This window comes from Streptomyces sp. NPDC031379 (genome assembly GCF_055569615.1).
Window position 1 is genome coordinate 27,721 of the sequence record NZ_JBVIIT010000036.1, and the last position, 15,972, is coordinate 43,692.

A 15,972-nucleotide genomic window follows, 5' to 3' on the forward strand; every position below is an offset into this window, starting at 1 on the left:
GTCCTGTCGGTCAGCTTCGGCCGGCGCGGCGGATGGTGGAACGGCAGCGCCGGTCGAGGTAGTTGACGGCCAGCCAGAGGGTGCGGAAGGCCGGGTTGCGGGTCTGCTTGTGGTGGTAGCGGTAGTAGATCTGCTGGGCGATCACGGCGAGCCGGAACAGGCCGAAGACTTCGTAGAAGGTCCAGGTGTCGGTGGGCAGGCCCATCCGGTCGCAGTACCGTTCGACGATCTCGGCCCGGGTGAGCATGCCGGGCAGGTGGCTGGGCTGGCGGCGCATGGCGCGGGCCGTGCGGCCGTCATCGGCCTGCACCCAGTAGGCCAGGGCGCTGCCGAGGTCCATCAGCGGATCGCCCACCGTGGCCATCTCCCAGTCCAGGACGCCGGCGACGCGCAGGCCGTCGCCGAGGACGAGGTTGTCCAGGCGCCAGTCGTTGTGGATGACGCAGGCGCCGCAGTCCTCGGGCTGGTTGTCGGCCAGCCAGGCGGTCACCCGCCTGAAACTCGGCGTGTTCCACGTGCGGGCCTGCGCGTAGCGGCCGGTCCAGCCCTCGACCTGGCGCCGGACATAGCCCGCTCCCTTGCCCAGATCGGCCAGCCCCGCGGCGGCGGGGTCGACCCGGTGCAGGTCGGTGAGGGTGTCGACGAATGCCTCCGACAGGCCGCGCGCCTCGACCGGGGACAGCGTCATGTCGGCCGGGAGGCGGCCCCGGAGGATCAGCCCGGGCACCTTGTCCATCACGTAGAAATCGCCGCCGATCACCGAAGGGTCCTGACACAGAGCACGGACGGTGGGGACGTACGGGAAGACAGGCTTCAGCGCCTCCTGCACACGGTATTCGCGGGCCATGTCATGGGCGGAGGACGCCTTCTTCCCGGCCGGCGGGCGGCGCAGGATCAGTTCCCTGCCAAGGTGCCCATAGCGCAGCAGGTACGTCAGGTTCGACGCGCCGCCGGTGAACTGGACGACCTCAGGGGCGGGACCGGACAGCCCGTCCACCCGCCCGCTCAGCCAGGTGTGCACCTGCTCGACGTCGAAGGCGTCCTCTGCGCGGACCGTGCTCTGGCTCGTGTCGTTCATCAGCTCAGCCTCGTCACCAGTCGCAGGGGCGGACGGCGCAGGAGGAATCCCACGGGCACCCAGGGCCAGGCAGGCACCTTCGCCTCGGTGCGCTCACGTTCGATGGCCCTCACCATGGCCCGCACACCCTTGTCCGTGTCGGTCATCAGCGGCGTCCTCGCCGCGCCTGCGCTCAGGTCGGTGGCAATGTATCCGGGGTGCAGGGTGGTGACCGCGATCGGGGTGCGCGTCGAAATCATCTCGGCGCGGATGCCCTCGGCGAGCGCCGAGAGGCCGGCCTTGCCGGCCGCATAGGTGGTGAGGTTGCGGGGCAGACCGCGCATCGCGCTCATCGACGAGACGACCACGAGGTGGCCGGAGCGCTGGGCACGGAAGATCTCCATGGCACCCTCGCACTGGGCAAGCGCCGCGGTGAAGTTGGTCCGCGCGGTCCGGAGGTTCACGTCGAACCGGCCGGTGCCGACCGGCTGCCCTTTGCCCAGGCCCGCATTGACGATGACCCGGTCCAGGCCTCCCAGCTCCGCACGCAGCTCCTCGAAGGCGTCGAAGACCTGCTGGTGGTCGTTGACGTCCACACTGCGTACCGCCACCTTGATGCCCGGGTGGGCGCCGAGGAGTTCCTCGCGCAGAGCCTGCAGACGCTCACCGCGGCGAGCACACAGCGCCAGGTCACGGCCGAGGGCGGCGAAGGAACGGGCCATCCCCTCGCCAAGACCCGAACTCGCCCCGGTGATGAGGGTCCTCGGCTCAGGTCGCGGGTGGGGGCTCTTGACGAGGCCGTCCGTGAACAGGGCGAGAAGACTGCCTTCCGGCAGTTCGAACTGGGCGGTCTCGAAGGGAAGTCCCCCCAGACCCAGCGGCGGCCCGATCGGCGCGTCCGCGAAGTACACCCGCAGCGGTTCCGCGAGGCGGCTGCGGGCCGCCGGCAACGCCACAGCGGGCAGCGCATGTCCGGCACTGGCCAGCGAACACATCCGGGTCACGGGGTCGTAGACCGCGTACAGGCAGGTGGCGCTGATCTCGTCCAGGTCCCGGCCCTCCTCGTGCTGCAGCCGGATGACCACGTCATCGAGATGGGTGAGGAGTTCGTCGGGCATCAGATCGATGTCCGCGAGCGTCCGGACGGCCGTGCGCAGCCGCCCCATGGTGGCCGCGGCGTACAGACCACGGCCGACGACGTCCCCGATGACCAGGGCGACCCGGGCTCCGGACAGCGGGATCACGTCGTACCAGTCCCCACCCACACCGGCTCGTGTACTGGAGGGCAGGTAGCGGGCGGCCGTCTCGACGGCCCGTGCCGGGGCACACGGTCCGGGAGCAGGCTCTGCTGGAGGGCCAGAGCGGTGGCGCGTTCCCGGGTGTACATGCGGGCGTTGTCGATGTACACCGCCGCCCTGGAGCTGATCTCCTGGGCCAGGAGCAGATCGTCGTCGCCGAACGGCGCGGCGTCACGGTGACGGGAGAACTGCGCGATGCCCAGAGGGCTGCCCCGGGCCCAGAGCGGCACCAGCAGTACCGCGTGGATTCCGAAGGTGCTGATGGAACGCCGCTGGGCTTCGGACCCGGCGAGCCACGACGGTATGTCGTCGGACGTGATGCGGTCCCGCAGGAGATGCCCGGTCGTCAAGGCGCCGACGGGACCCGACCCCCTGGTGAAGCTGTGGGTGCTCCCGGTGGGTGTCACCGTCTCCGGGTAGCCCTCCAGCACAGAGCGCTGGGCGACGTGCCGCAGCACCAGGACGTCCTGCGCAGGAGCGGACCCCTCGTCGTGCAGGACGTCCTCGAGGAGATCGACGGTGACGAAGTCGGCCAGATGCTCCGTCCCCACTTCAGTCAGTTCCTCAGCGGTCCGGGCGACGTCCAGGCTCGTGCCGGTCCGCCGGCTCGCCTCGTTGACCACCATCAGCCGCCGCTGCAGCCGGGCGTCACGCGCGTGCCGGAACGCCGCCACCGCCTCCTCGGAAGCAAGGTCGACGTAGCCGAAAGAGCCCTCGACCAGTGTGTCGACCACCGCGTCACGCAGCTCCGGGTCGGAGATGAGGCGGGCCGCCTCCTCCCGCACCAGATCGAGGGCGGTGGCGTGCCCGACCCGGTAGGCACGCAGTAGTTCGATGTTCGAGAGCCTGGAGCACGGTGTCCATGTGCTGTCGAGCGGCGTTCCTGGCCAGGCTCGCGAGATCGCCGTAAGCCCACACCGAGGGGACCTCGTCGCGCATGCTCTTGACCAGGGGGTTGACCAGTTCGTCCAGGCGCGGCCGGAGCTGGAGGGCGATCTCGCGCAGGACGGCGTCGACGTCGGTCCTCATGAGATGAATGTAATAGATTGCTCTAGAGCGGGGTATTACTCTCGGCCTCGACCCTGCTTTCGATCGACTTACCGCCGCCGACGCAGTCGTCGAGGAACTCTGAGAGCTGTGCAAGTGCTGCGAGCAGGCGCTCCGTGCGCTGTGTCTTCTCACCGCGTGCCGTGTCCAGGTAGAACAGGATCAACCGGTCGACCCAGACCCGCCAATCCGGGTCCTGAAGTTTCTCGCAGAACTCGCGGTAGGTCAGGAGACGCTCGTCGCCGCGCACCCACACCGATTCGCCGATGCTCGGCTGTGTCACGTAGTAGACACCGCCGTTGACGAGGAAGCCTCGTTGCACGCGCAGCAGCAGCGCCGCGAGGCGGGTGTCGTCCGCCGCGGACAGGCGAAGGTAAGGGAAATCCTCCCGAACCTTCTTGAGCTGGGAGAACAGGCAGGCCGTCAGGTAGACCGACGACATCAACGCACAGCCGCGTCCGGTGAACCACGCGGCATCCTTCCCGGACACCTCTGCCGGGTCCTCGATGGCCAGCAGCCCGCTGTCCGCTCCATGGGCCGAGATGGCGTTTCGGATCCTCGACAGCCTGAAATGGTTCTCTACCAGGTGCAACCGGAGCGGGTTCAGGTACTTCGCATTCAATTCCTGTCGCTGTCCACGTATCTCCTTGCGCCGCTGCTGACGTTCACTCAGGAAGATCGAGCACATGGTCACGACGATCGAAGTTGCCGCGGCTGCCAGAGTTGCTAGAGCTGCGTTCACCGGGGAACCCCAGACACGCCCATCACCCCCGTTAGCTGCCCCGGACTGGGCAGACAGTCCCTCCCGACGGTCCAGGTTTCCACAGTTGCCCTCGGCAGGGGGACAACTTTGAGCTGAGCGTCCCTGAAATCGGCAGCCGACTGCCCGCCAACTCGCCGGCCGGCACACTCTGGCCGACTGCCAGGAATCCCGGCCCGCCGCCGTCCTCGGGCTGACGTGGACCGTTGGGTGCAGCAATCGGTCGACGGCCTACGGCATGCAGGGTCGGCGCTCCCCAAGAGAGCGCCGATCCTGAGCGGTTCACGCGGCAACGCGAATCCGCTGATTTCCTGATCGCCTTGGTGGAGCCCGCAACTCTCAGGAGCAGCCGGAGCGTTCCGGCGCGAGACGAGGTTGGCGCCCAGGTCTGAACGACCGGCGAACGCGATTGGGATACCGCTGCATCTAAAGTCTGCCCGTCCGGCCATAAACCTGCACGCTGACGCAAACGCACTGGTCGTGGCGGGGTCCTTCTCGGGCGATCATTGGACACCAACGCACAAGGCGCGTGGACGTGAACGCATCAAGGTTTTGAGGGGTATCCCCTGGCTTGTGGGGCGGGTGGCACGATGCAGATCCGATCGGCGTCGGCAAACGCCGCTCGGATGCTCGGACTTGGAGCCCGCAACCCGTCCTCGCGCGCCGTGCGAGGGCGGTATCGAACTCAGGAGACACACCCATGTCACGCACGTCTCTCCCGTCCCGCTGTGTGGTGCACGACGCGTCCTGCGGGCACCGGCCCTCCGCGCCTGATGTCGTGGTCATCGTTGTGATCACAGTGCTGGCCTGCGGCCTGTCGGTCTCCGGCCTGGAGCCATCGTCGATTTTGGCCGTACTCGGGGGCGCCGGACTCGTGGCGGCCGCCACGCTGATGTCGCTGCACGGTGGTGGCCAGCGGCTGGGCCGCATGGTGGCGCGCGTCGCGCACGCAGTCGCTGCGCCCTGAGGTCGTTGCGGCTGTGGGACGCAAGGAGAAGCCGATCGCCGCGTCCAACCGGGCGTTGGTCCGGTTGGCACGCTGGTTACGTGATCAGCGGTCGGCCAGCGGGTGTTCGTATGCCGAGCTGGCCGACCGTGCGGGGTGTCACGCCACCACCCTTCAGCGCGCCGCATCAGGGCGATCGGTCCCCAGCGCGCGGATCGTCCGCGCGTATGCGGCGGCATGCGGCGCCTCGGAGGACGTGGCGACGGACTTGTGGCGACAGGCCCGCCGACGCAACGCGCGCAGTGCCGCGGTGGGCTCGCCGTTGGACATCGACGGCATCGACATGTTCCGGGCCGGATTGCGTGAACTGTATGAGGCGGCAGGTCGCCCCTCGATGCGGGACATGGAGCGGGCGGGTGGCCCGGGCCGGCTTCCGCACAGCACGGCTCACCGTATCGTGCTCGGCTTGACGGTGCCCCGCGATGTGCACCAGTTGACCGGATTCCTGAAAGCGTGCTCGGTCGCGGAACACGAGCATCCGTTGTGGGTTGACGCATGGCGGCGCGCACTTGGCCAGGAGACAGCCCTCTCTCATGTCCCACGCAAGACGAGCCTCACGATCCAAAGATCCGTACAGCCGGCCACCACCTCGAGGGACCTGGTCCTGGCGTCGGGGCCCTGTTTTGCGCTGCTCGGGCCGGTTCGTGCGTGGCACGACAGCCAGCCCCTGGCCACCGGATCCCCCCAGCAACGTGCCCTGCTGGCCGCTCTGTTGCTGCGCGAGGGCCGTACGGCGACCGCGGCGGAACTGATCGACGCGCTGTGGGGAGAGGAGCCGCCGCCCCAGGCGCTGGCGGCGCTGCGGACGTATGCCTCCCGGCTGCGGAAGATGCTGGACCCCGGGATTTTGGTGAGTGAGTCGGGGGGCTACGCGGTGAGGGGCCTGGCCGAGGGCGCGCTGGACCTGGGGGTGGCGCAGAAGCTCGCGGCGGAGGCGGAGAAAGCGCGGAACGCGGGGAACCTGGTGCATGCGCGAGAGGTGCTGGGGCGGGCACTGGCGCTATGGGACGGGGAGGCGCTGGCGGGCGTACCGGGCCCGTATGCGGAAATGCAGAGGGTGCGGTTGGAGGAGTGGCGGCTGCAACTCCTGGAATCCCGCCTGGACATGGACCTGGAGCAGGGCTGTCATGCGGAGGCGGTGTCGGAGCTGACGGCGCTGACAGCGGCGTATCCCCTGCGGGAGCGGCTGCGGGAGCTGTTGATGCTGGCGCTGTACCGCAGCGGCCGGCAGGCGGAGGCGCTCGCGGTGTACGCGGACACGCGGCGGCTGCTGGCGGAGGAACTGGGGGTGGACCCGCGCCCGGGCCTGAAGGAACTCCAGCAGCGGATCTTGCAGGCCGATCCCGACCTTGCGGAACCGTCGCCGCCGGCGGCCGAACCGGCTGCGGTCCCGGTACGCCCGGCGCAACTCCCGGCCACTGTCCCGGACTTCACGGGCCGTTCCGCCCTTGTTTCGGAGCTGAGGGAGGTCCTCGCCTCGACCGAGGGCCGGGCGATGGCGGTGTTGGCACTGGCGGGCATCGGGGGCGTGGGTAAGACGGCGCTGGCGGTGCACGTGGCCCACCAGGCGCGTTCGGCCTTCCCGGACGGTCAGCTCTATGTGGACTTGTCGGCGACGTGGTCGAGGCCGACGGAGCCGAAGACGGTACTGGGCTCCTTCCTGCGCGCCCTGGGCACGGCCGACTCGGCGATCCCGGACTCGCTGGAGGAGCGCTCGGCCCTGTACCGCTCGGTGCTGGACGGCCGCAGGGTGCTGGTGGTGCTGGACAACGCGAAGGACGCCGCCCAGGTACGCCCACTCCTGCCGGGCTCGGAGGGCTGTGCGGCGCTGGTGACATCCCGGGCCCGCATGGTGGATCTGGCCGGAGCGCACCTGCTGGACCTCGACGAAATGTCGCCGCAGGAGGCACTGGCGCTCTTCACGAAGATCGTGGGCGAGGAGCGGGTGGCGGCGGAGCCGGAGGCGGCTCTGGACGTGGTGGCGGCGTGCGGTTTCCTGCCGCTGGCGATCCGGATCGCGGCGTCACGGCTGGCGGCGCGCCGCACGTGGACCGTGTCGGTCCTCGCCGCCAAGCTTGCCGACGAGCGCCGTCGGCTCGATGAGTTGCAGGCCGGCGACCTGGCCGTGGGGTCCGTCTTCGAACTCAGCTACGGCCAGCTGGATGCGGAACAAGCCCGAGCTTTCTGCCTGCTGAGTTCCGCTACCCTCCCCTTCCTGTCTCTTCCGGAATCAGCAACTCTCCTCAACCGGGGCATCCCGGAGGCAGGCGACCTGCTGGAGAGTCTGGTCGACGCCGGATTGCTGATACCCATGGGACCTGAGCACTATCAAGTGCACAGCCTTGCCCGGCTCTTCGGCGAAGCACGGTCCGGCGAATGGCGATTTCGTCAGGAGTCCTGGCCCCCATAAGGCTGGAAGGGCGGCCCGGTCCGCAGGCCGCCCTTTCGGTGTCCCTCCCGGCCGCGTTCCACCAGCGTCCGACGGCGCCCGCGCCCGGGTTCGCGGCAAGGCGTCCGTTGGGGCGAGCTCGAAGCGATCCGACCACATCGCAGGCCATGTTGTCAGGAGTTCTCAATCGATGCGGTCCAGCACGGCCTGGAGGTCTTCGAAGGCGTAGGCCCAGTTGTGGCACTTGAAGCTGCGCAGATCCGTGATCGCTTCACCACAACCATGGCACAGCAGTCCGGCGACAGCCTCGGGGGCCTCGGTGTTCACGTACTTGTGCTCGCCGAGGATCACTTCCGCGATCATTTTGCGCTCGTGTGTGCTGGCGAGTGCCGACGAGACGATGTCCAGCCAGCTGGGTTCCCGGCCGCATGAGGTGCACGCGCGGGAGTCGCCACTCACCCAGAGCGGGGCCCCGATAGTTCCGGCCTCCATGCCAAGGAGCTGTTCCACCTCGCGTACGTCCGCCTCCCTGGTAACCCACTGGTGGCGGCCGGGCAGCGAGGCGGGCGAGTCGTACACGGCCTGGAAGAGAGTGTTGCTCACCCTGCGGGTTTCACGCTGAGAGGTCATGGGGGGATTACCTCCACCTGTTCGCGGGCGTCGGTGCTGTCGCCGGCTGAATTCGCGGTCATTGAGCGGTCAACTCGCGGTACCGGGCCAGCGCGTTCACGACTGTGGCCGTACCGAAGACTTGGTTGAAGTCGCTTACGAGAACACCGGTGCCCAGGGCATCCGTGAGCCACCGGCCCTGCTTGTCGGGGGTCATCACATTCGGCGATGGAATCCGGAGGATGGGCTCTGCGGGCCATGAGCCGTCATCGAGTTGCATGTCGAGCAGGTGCCGTACGGCCCACATCGATACTTCGCATTGCGCAGACCCCCCGAAGAGCAGGGTGCGCAGTGCGAGAGCCGTGGCGAAGCCGGAGGGGCCGACCTCCGGACAGGTGCTCCAGGCTCCCTCGGCTTCCGCTCGCTCGCACAAGGCATCGCGAGCGTTGCGCATGAGTCCAGCGTCCACTCTACGGGCAGAGGCGAGGGCTTTGAGGGCGATGTAGGTGGGATACGTGATGCCCGGCCACCAATAGCTGCGCCACAAGCCGTCATCGTCACGAGCGTCCCGTACGTACGAGGCACCTCGGCTCACGGCGTTGTCGTCCGCACCACGAAGTGCGGCCAGAGCGGTAACCGTGCTCGCAGTGACACACAGGTGAGGCTGCGTCCAACCCGTGACCATCTCGGGCTCAGCGCCGATGAAGCGCTCGATGCCGTCGGCGCTGTCGTATGTACTGACGCCTCCCGTTTGAGGATCTTGATGCCGAGTCAGGTAAGTCGCCGCTCGCAGGAGGGCCGACGGGCGCCAGCGCGGCACGGTGGTCAGGGCGGTCACAGCCCACGCTGTGCTGTCCGCATCACTGGGCACGGCCGTGTTGTACGCCCAACCGCCGTCGGGACGCTGCCGGACGATGAGTCGTCGAGTGGCCAGGCTGGTGTGTGGTGACACTTCCTGCAATTCGGAAAGGGCGCAGCAGACGTAGCCGGTCACCCAGTCGGAACTCGTTCCTGCCAACGTTCGGAAGTCCCGCCACACACCGTCTGCATCGAGCTTGCCACAGAGATGACCGATAGCCCTGGAGATGGAACTGGACAAGGCTTGCTGTGAAATATCAGAGATTGTCCTCATTCAATCCACGCCCGGATGCTGTGGTGCAGGAATGCAGTAAGTCCGCATTCGCTTGCCTGAGGGAATGATGCGAGTTCATGCAGAATTGCTGCTGCCTCAGCCGCAGCCTCTTGGATGCCGTCCGAGTCGAGCAGTCCTTCGATGATGGAGCGATCCGTACGGCGTTCCGCTGAGGCAGCTGAAAGCAGCACGCTGTTGAGCGCACCGTCCTGTATGTCAACGACCAGGTCGCTGAGGTCGTCGACGATTGCGAACAGGGCGCCGAGCCGATCGCAGACGTCACGGATGAGCTTCGCATCAGCGTCGTCCAAGTCCAGCGCAGCTAGGCACCCAAGCACCCGGAACGGAGCTTTTGACGATTCCACCGAGAGGGACTTGGCCGACGAGGATGAGGCTGGGCAGCGAGCCGACTCGAGTTCGACGCTGTGCGCGGTGACTACTGCCTCGACCAGCTCGCGGCGCCGGTTCTTCCTGGCTTCGAGCAAGGAAACCCTGCGGAAGAAGTCCGTGACGATAGCCAGGAGAAGTGTCACCTCCGGCGACTCCTCGGCTCGCCGTGACTCGGCCAGGCTGACGTCCACGGCACCCGCCGCAGCCCCAGCCACACTCTCGGGCGTCAAGAGTTCGCCAAGGCGAGTCGCTACATCGGGGAAGCCGTCGTGGGTGAGGTCGAAGAGCGAGACACCGAGGTTGAAGAGGGCGCTTGCCTTGCCGACCTCCTCGGGCAGGCGGTCGCCCCGCACAAGACGGTGGAGGGTCGTGGTCACACCATGACCGAATGCCAAGACGTAAGGCAGCCTGCGGCGCACAGAGAGGTTGGCGGGGCCCCATACGGTGTCGCCGTGGAGCAGTTCCGGATAGTTCGGCCCCAGGCACGGCTCCAGTACCTCACTGCAAAGGCTTCGGCCCAGGTCTCGTTGCTGGGAGCGATAGGCCTGTTGCTGTTCTCGGCTTGGCCACATGCCCTCGCGTTCGAGCGTCCGGACCAAGGCGCGACGACCGCGGAGCCAGAGTTCGTCCAGCAACATCGCGATCGGCCACTCGCTGACGTCATCCTCGATTTTCAACGGCTGTACCGACCCCTGCACGACTGCTCCATTACGCTTCGTGCGGGCGGATCAGGGGGCGATTTCGCATGAGGTATGCGATCTTCCGTTCCAGGTCGGCCTGGGACGTGATGGGAAACATGTCGTCGGTGACAGCGCTCACCGCATCCGATACACGGTGATTGTGGCCCATGACTCGGAAGACTCTGTTCGGCCCGATCTTCTCCGCGAGTTGGCTCCTGTTCTGCACCGGATACTGGATCTGAGGAAGCTCCGTGCGTAGCTGCTTGAGTTCTTTGATGGTGTCAACCTGTTTGCGATTCTCGCGCATGACCCCGGCCAGCTTCTCGACGAGGCTCTCCATGGATTGAACAGGAAAGAAGGACCCCGGGAGATACTTGATCATGCGCGCCGGTGAGACCTGGACACCGAGCACGTTGAATGTTGCTGTCGGCCCGCCCAGTTGGTTCAGCATGTGGCCTGCGCTATTGATGGGGAATTGCAGGTGGTCAAGGATTGGCTTGACCTTGACGATCTCCCGCAGATCGGCCTCGGTGACGAGAGGGGGGTTGGCCATCTGAGGCAGGTCTTTGAGCAGGTCCTGATAGCCGCGACGAGTACGCGGATCGAGTTCCTCGTATTCCGACATGTTGCTCACCATCCGCTCGACTGTGCGTTGTGGTCGACTACATTGATGAGGTAACCGCCGTCGTCCACGTTGGAGCACGGCCAGTCCGAGTCCCGGCACCACTGAGTGCTCCAACTGTCCCAAGCAGCGTAAGTGCACTCGTACCGACGGTCACCTTGGCATTGCCCGCTGATCCATGACACAGCATGTCTCCTTTTCTCACGCTGGTGCCCGCTTGCCGCGGAAGTTCGGTGCGATTTCTCTGTACCTCGCCTGCATGAAGGTGGAAACGTGAAGTTGGCCAGTTGGGTCAGGCACATCACCCGTACGACTCTGTGAGCTTCTCCTTCAGCGTGAGGTTCTCCACCTGGAGATGTGCGGGCACCGCCGCCGGCGCGTCGAATTCGCCTTGACAGGCCATTTACACGGGCCTGTGACCACTCAGTGAGCCGGCGGAACGCGGTCACGCCCGACGGGCCAAAGCCAGGCGGAAGTTGGTTCCACGTGCAGCCTGACGTGGCGGCGAACACGATTGCCGCCAAGGGAGAGGGCCCACCCGTGTCGGCCCTGCGGTTTCCCCGGAGGCTTGCGCGCCCACGTCGGAACGGCATTCAACTAAGCCTCCGGATCCCATACCGGCCAAGATTGTGGAAACACGGACGACGAGTAACGCCGGCGGAACGTGTCGCGCACGGTCGTCAAGAACATCCGGACGCGGCTGGTCCGTCCGGGAGCGCGCAAGACCGTCCACTTCGGCGAGGGGCTGAGCGGCCGCACCCGTAGACCTGGAGGCGCCCAGCTGACCAGCGCATCCGGCAGTGGAACTCGAATGACTCAGCTGACATGCGAACCGCCCAGTACAGTCCCATAATTATCTAAACGCCTGGTGGAGCCGATCGTTGAACTCGGCACAGTTCTTTGACGGGACAGATCGCTTCTAGAGGAGACGGACCCGAGGAGAGAGAGCATGAGACGCGACTACAGGGAAGCGCTCGCTCGCGTTCAGCGTGACTACGCCTTCTACATCCACTGCCAACTCGATCCGGCAACGGCGCTCGCCGACTATTCGCTGAGCCCGGAAGAGCTGGCTACGTTTCGCGAACCCCATCGGTTGGCCGACGCGTTGCAGGAGCGGACCAGCATGCGCTTCACGATCAAGATCTCCGGCACTCACGATTGGATTAACAGAGCAGCTGCAGAGAAACAGGAAGACGTCAGTGAGATGATCGCGCGCGAGGTCGAGTCCGTCCATCGGGCCGACAACGATGAGGAGCGCCGTGAGTCGACACTTCGTCTGCTTCGGTTGATCGGATGAGCGACCTCACCACGGCCGAAACTTCAGTGTGGCCGTTCGACATCGGCATCGTCGGAACCGGCATCGTCGGGACGCACCAGCTCACGCGTGAGGCCGAGGAAGTCATCCGGCGCAGCAAGCACACGTTCGTGGTCGCATCGGGATACGGGGTCCCCGAGTACATCGAGACCCTGTGTCCGCGCGTGACCGACCTGAGCTACCTGTACGAGCCGGGCGAAAACCGCCTCCCGACCTATCATCGGATGGCGGCCGAGGTTGTGTCGGCGGCGTTCGAAGAGACGCCCGTCTGCCTGGCCGCCTACGGCCACCCCTGGGTGTACTGCTACCCCACGACATTGATCAATCGCGTCGCGCCGCTGTTGGGCCTGCACGTCGAGGTGTTCGCTGGGGTATCCGCGTTCGATACGTTGCTGGTCGACCTCGGTACCGATATCGCCAACGGTGGCATCCAGATGTACGAGGCCACTGACCTGTTGCTGCGCCAGCGCCCCATTCAGAGCGACGTCACCTGTGTGATCTGGCAGCCGACGGTGGTTGGCGATCCGACCTGCCCCATCGAGTCTTACGCCGCACGGCAGTTCGAGCCACTGCGGGACTACCTGCTGCGTTTCTATCCCCACGACCATCAGGTCAAGCTGGTCACCTGCAAGAACCACCCGCTCATCCGTTCTTCGGTGGTCTCGTTGCAGTTGGGTCATCTGGCGACTGAACTCGAAGGGGCGCCTGGCGTCGGCACGCTGTACCTACCGGCTCTCACCGAGCGGTCCATCAAGGACCGCGAGCTGTTCGACGTTATGGTCGGTAGGGAGGCACACCCCGAGGCGTAGCTGAGGTGGCCGGATCAGCCCGAGGGCCTGAGGCCGTCGCACAAACACCCGGCACACGAAACAGCCGATGCCCATCAACGCGTCGGGGTCGTCCGTGCACCTCCAGGACACAGGTTCCCGGCCACAGCACTAGCTGTGCGGAGGAAGGCCGGCGTACCGATGGACGAACGACAGGAAAAGCTGGCAAGCGGCACTGTCCGTCTGCCCACCCGAGGCCGCTGCCAGCCCCGCTGCGAGGCACTCTGCGGCCTCGGTCGCTGTAAGAGGGATGGCGTCTGACGCAATCGCCCGTTCGAGCTTGGCCACGCCGTCGCAGGCGCTTGAAGACCACGGCTCGTCTGTCGTAGCCAGCAACACGGCGTTCAGAGCGCCGTCGCCAGCGTCCTGACTGAGATCGACCAAGTCGTCGATACGCCACATCGCCTCGCCCAGCAGCGTGCCCGCCGTTGGTGAGGCGATGACGGGGGAGCCCGTGGCGAGGTGTTCGATGATCTGGAATGGCAAGACGGAGGTACGTCGCGAGTACTCGATCAGCCGGTCACGTGTGACGGCTTCCGCCGGGCGCTGGACGGACCGATGTTCTGCTTCCAGAGCCTCGTCCAAGAGGGCACCGACGCGATCGCGCACCGCTGCCCCCGCATCGCCTGGGTGCCCGAGGTACAGGAGGCCGAGAAGGGCGTCGATGATTCGGGCGGCGAAGGCCACGCTGAGATTCGTCGAGAGCGGAGCCGGCAGGGCCGATCGCAGCCGACCAGCCGGCCAGCGATCGCGCGTGGATCCGGCCAGATCCAGGGCCTGGACAATCTCGAGGAACTCCAGCCCGAGCGCCGGAGTACAGTCGCAAAGGCCGTCGACAAGACCAGCACCCAAGTTGAACACGGCGCAGGACAGATCGATGGCGGCTGCCTGTTCGCGGCCGGTAGGCCTCGGTGGCGCGAGCAGGCTGGCCGTGACCGACCCGTAAGCGAGCCCGAGCCCAATGCGCATGGCAGCTTGGTCGTCGTCGAACTCGAACTCGCTGTCCCCCTCCCGCTCGTCCGCGTAACAGAGATCAATGACGCGACGGAGCAGCGTTTCACCCGACTGGACGGCGTTGATCGTGGCCGAGGCCAGCGCGGCATGGCTGAGCAGCAACCCCCGAGCCTCAAGTTCGGTCTCAAGACTGCGGCTGGCAGCGCGGTCGACCGCCTGCCGCAAATGCCCGGGAATTCCCACGCTGGCCTACCTGTGAGAGAGCGTTTCCTCGAGCGGCCAGCCGCATCCCTGTCATGAGACGACCGGCCGGCACATCAGCCAGAGTACCTTCCCCGTCTTGCGCAGGGCGTGAGCCAAGGCGGCGACACACGTCGCAGAGTCACCACGTGATGCACGAGCATTCCGGCACCGAGACGGATGGGGCGTCGCACATGCGATCGACCTGGTCGTTGAGGGCGTAGGCACGGGCGGCGAGGGAGGCCGCCAAGGTCTCGGCGGCGGTCGACCGGTGCCCGGTGGCGTGGCGTACGGATCGCGCCGTGGAGGCGGCAGGACCGTATTGCATACGGTCCTGGCTGATCATTGGCCGTACGACAAGCCGGCGGGGCGCCCTTTGGTAGGCGAGGCCGGCGACCTTGGGGGGCCAGATCCAGGCCCCAGGTGTCGAACAGGCCGACACTGTGCGGAAAGTGGAGTTCCGTGCTGGTCAGGTCGGAGAAGGTCAGGCGTCAGCGATCAGCAGGTGCAGCAGATCGCCGCCGAAGGACTCAAGGAGATGTACTTCCAGGTCAGACCCGCGCCCGGAACGCATCCACCGCCTCCTGGTTCGGAGTAGTGGATGCGACCGACCGTGCAGGCCACCTCTGGATGCCGCCGGTCCAACGGCTATTGCCCCCCCGCGAGGTCGGTAACAGTGGACCTGGCGGCCGCCGCCGCACTGGTGCAGGGGTAACCGTGGACGTTTCACTGCACGATGCCGACGGTGCGGGCGGCGGCCAGCCAGTCGGGGAATTCCTGCAGTAGCTGATCGAAGAGGTGGTGGTCTGGGATGGCTTGCGGGGTGCGGCCGGCGTGGAAGAAGCCTGCGTTGTCGACGATGCGGCGGGCCGGGACGGCGAGGGTGTCCAGCTTGCGCAGGAACGTGAACTCGTTGTCATCAGGGTCGCCGAAGCCGATGAACTGCCAGAACAAAGGCAGTCGAGCGGCCTTGCACAGGTAGCGTTCGGCAGCGAACTTGCTGGTGGGGCCGCCGTCGGTTTGGAAGACGACCAGTGCGGGGCAGTGGCTGCCGGATCCCATGTAGTGGTCGATCACCTCGTCCATGGCCCAGTGATAGTTGGTGCGTCCCATGTGACCGAGATTCTCGTGCAGCTTGTTGACGCGGCCGCGGTGTCCGCCGAGCGTCAGGTCCGTGGATCCTTCGGCGTCAGTGGAGAAGAACACCACCGGAACGGTCCCGTCGTCATCGAGGTGAGCCGACAGTGACAGAACTTGCTCGGCCAGGTGCTGCATGGTGCCGTCCCGGTAATAAGGTCGCATCGACCCCGAGCGGTCCAGCACGAGATACACGGCAGCCCGTACCTCTTCCAGCCCATGTCTGCGCACGCTGGCACCCGCCGCCTTGTACAGGCTGACCAGTTCGGGTGCCCTCTCCTGCACCTTGGTCAGGCTGACGGCCGCGGTGCGCTCACTACCGTTCGTCGGGATCACTCCCTCATGATGGCGCCCTGCTTCCGAGCAGATGCACCGTTTGCCTATTCGGCTGCGAACAGTGCGGCTTGGTCTGTTTGCTCCGCTCGCCGTGCTACCGGTCCCGGTCGGCCTGATCGCGGTCGGCGCTCTCGCGTGGCAGTGCTGGCTGTCATCGCGGCGAGCTGCCGATT

General features: G+C 66.5%; 13 protein-coding genes and 3 pseudogenes. 5 read left to right on the forward strand and 11 right to left on the reverse strand.

Going from position 1 to position 15,972, the window contains the following annotated elements; genetic code table 11:
- Positions 1–10: 10 nt before the first annotated feature.
- The 4 genes from ACZ5CW_RS37320 to ACZ5CW_RS37335 form a co-directional block, all read right to left on the reverse strand.
- Positions 11–1,078, reverse strand: coding sequence for a phosphotransferase family protein (locus ACZ5CW_RS37320; RefSeq protein ID WP_468609553.1), 1,068 nt, complete (start codon positions 1,076–1,078; stop codon positions 11–13).
- Positions 1,078–2,322 carry an SDR family oxidoreductase gene (locus ACZ5CW_RS37325; protein WP_468609555.1) on the reverse strand — a complete coding sequence of 415 codons (1,245 nt, stop codon included), beginning with the start codon at positions 2,320–2,322 and terminating at the stop codon, positions 1,078–1,080. Before ACZ5CW_RS37325 ends, ACZ5CW_RS37320 begins: the two co-directional genes overlap by 1 nt.
- Positions 2,298–3,140 carry a GAF domain-containing protein gene (locus ACZ5CW_RS37330; RefSeq protein ID WP_468609557.1) on the reverse strand — a complete coding sequence of 281 codons (843 nt, stop codon included), beginning with the start codon at positions 3,138–3,140 and terminating at the stop codon, positions 2,298–2,300. Before ACZ5CW_RS37330 ends, ACZ5CW_RS37325 begins: the two co-directional genes overlap by 25 nt.
- Positions 3,141–3,406: 266 nt before the next feature.
- Positions 3,407–4,090, reverse strand: a complete 684-nt coding sequence (locus ACZ5CW_RS37335; protein WP_468609559.1) for a hypothetical protein — start codon at positions 4,088–4,090, stop codon at positions 3,407–3,409.
- A 772-nt stretch (positions 4,091–4,862) separates the two neighbouring features.
- Between ACZ5CW_RS37335 and ACZ5CW_RS37340 the strand changes: the two genes are divergently transcribed.
- From ACZ5CW_RS37340 to ACZ5CW_RS37350, 3 genes and pseudogenes are all read left to right on the forward strand, one after another.
- Positions 4,863–5,129, forward strand: coding sequence for a hypothetical protein (locus tag ACZ5CW_RS37340; protein ID WP_468609561.1), 267 nt, complete (start codon positions 4,863–4,865; stop codon positions 5,127–5,129).
- 13 nt (positions 5,130–5,142) lie between these two features.
- Positions 5,143–5,355, forward strand: a pseudogene (locus ACZ5CW_RS37345) (helix-turn-helix domain-containing protein); the annotation flags it as partial.
- A 411-nt stretch (positions 5,356–5,766) separates the two neighbouring features.
- Positions 5,767–7,533, forward strand: a pseudogene (locus tag ACZ5CW_RS37350) (AfsR/SARP family transcriptional regulator); the annotation flags it as partial.
- Positions 7,534–7,740: 207 nt separating this feature from the next.
- Here the strand turns inward: ACZ5CW_RS37350 and ACZ5CW_RS37355 are convergent.
- From ACZ5CW_RS37355 to ACZ5CW_RS37375, 5 genes and pseudogenes are all read right to left on the reverse strand, one after another.
- Complete coding sequence (locus tag ACZ5CW_RS37355) at positions 7,741–8,187, reverse strand: hypothetical protein (RefSeq protein ID WP_468609563.1); 447 nt, start codon at positions 8,185–8,187, stop codon at positions 7,741–7,743.
- 58 nt (positions 8,188–8,245) lie between these two features.
- Positions 8,246–9,160 (reverse strand): prenyltransferase/squalene oxidase repeat-containing protein, encoded by a 915-nt coding sequence (locus tag ACZ5CW_RS37360; protein WP_468609565.1) that lies wholly within the window; start codon positions 9,158–9,160, stop codon positions 8,246–8,248.
- 134 nt (positions 9,161–9,294) lie between these two features.
- On the reverse strand, positions 9,295–10,386 hold the full coding sequence (locus ACZ5CW_RS37365; protein WP_468609567.1) for a hypothetical protein: 1,092 nt from the start codon (positions 10,384–10,386) through the stop codon (positions 9,295–9,297).
- Between the two features lie 10 nt (positions 10,387–10,396).
- Positions 10,397–11,005, reverse strand: coding sequence for a hypothetical protein (locus ACZ5CW_RS37370; RefSeq protein ID WP_468609569.1), 609 nt, complete (start codon positions 11,003–11,005; stop codon positions 10,397–10,399).
- A 344-nt stretch (positions 11,006–11,349) separates the two neighbouring features.
- A pseudogene (locus tag ACZ5CW_RS37375) lies at positions 11,350–11,550 on the reverse strand (transposase); the annotation flags it as partial.
- A gap of 389 nt (positions 11,551–11,939) precedes the next feature.
- On the opposite strand from ACZ5CW_RS37375, the gene ACZ5CW_RS37380 reads away from it, so the two are divergent.
- Together ACZ5CW_RS37380 and ACZ5CW_RS37385 are read left to right on the forward strand one after the other, a co-directional pair.
- The gene (locus ACZ5CW_RS37380; protein WP_468609571.1) at positions 11,940–12,287 is read left to right on the forward strand and encodes a hypothetical protein; all 348 of its coding nucleotides are present in this window, start codon (positions 11,940–11,942) and stop codon (positions 12,285–12,287) included.
- Entirely contained in the window at positions 12,284–13,114 is an 831-nt protein-coding gene (locus tag ACZ5CW_RS37385; protein ID WP_468609573.1) for an SAM-dependent methyltransferase, read from the forward strand. The genes ACZ5CW_RS37380 and ACZ5CW_RS37385 overlap by 4 nt, the downstream gene beginning before the upstream one ends.
- 129 nt (positions 13,115–13,243) lie before the next feature.
- Here the strand turns inward: ACZ5CW_RS37385 and ACZ5CW_RS37390 are convergent, their stop codons facing one another.
- Entirely contained in the window at positions 13,244–14,329 is a 1,086-nt protein-coding gene (locus tag ACZ5CW_RS37390) for a hypothetical protein (RefSeq protein WP_468609575.1), read from the reverse strand.
- 723 nt (positions 14,330–15,052) lie between these two features.
- A complete protein-coding gene (locus ACZ5CW_RS37395) occupies positions 15,053–15,799 on the reverse strand; it encodes a vWA domain-containing protein (RefSeq protein ID WP_468609577.1) in 747 nt (248 codons plus the stop codon).
- Between the last annotated feature and the right edge of the window lie 173 nt (positions 15,800–15,972).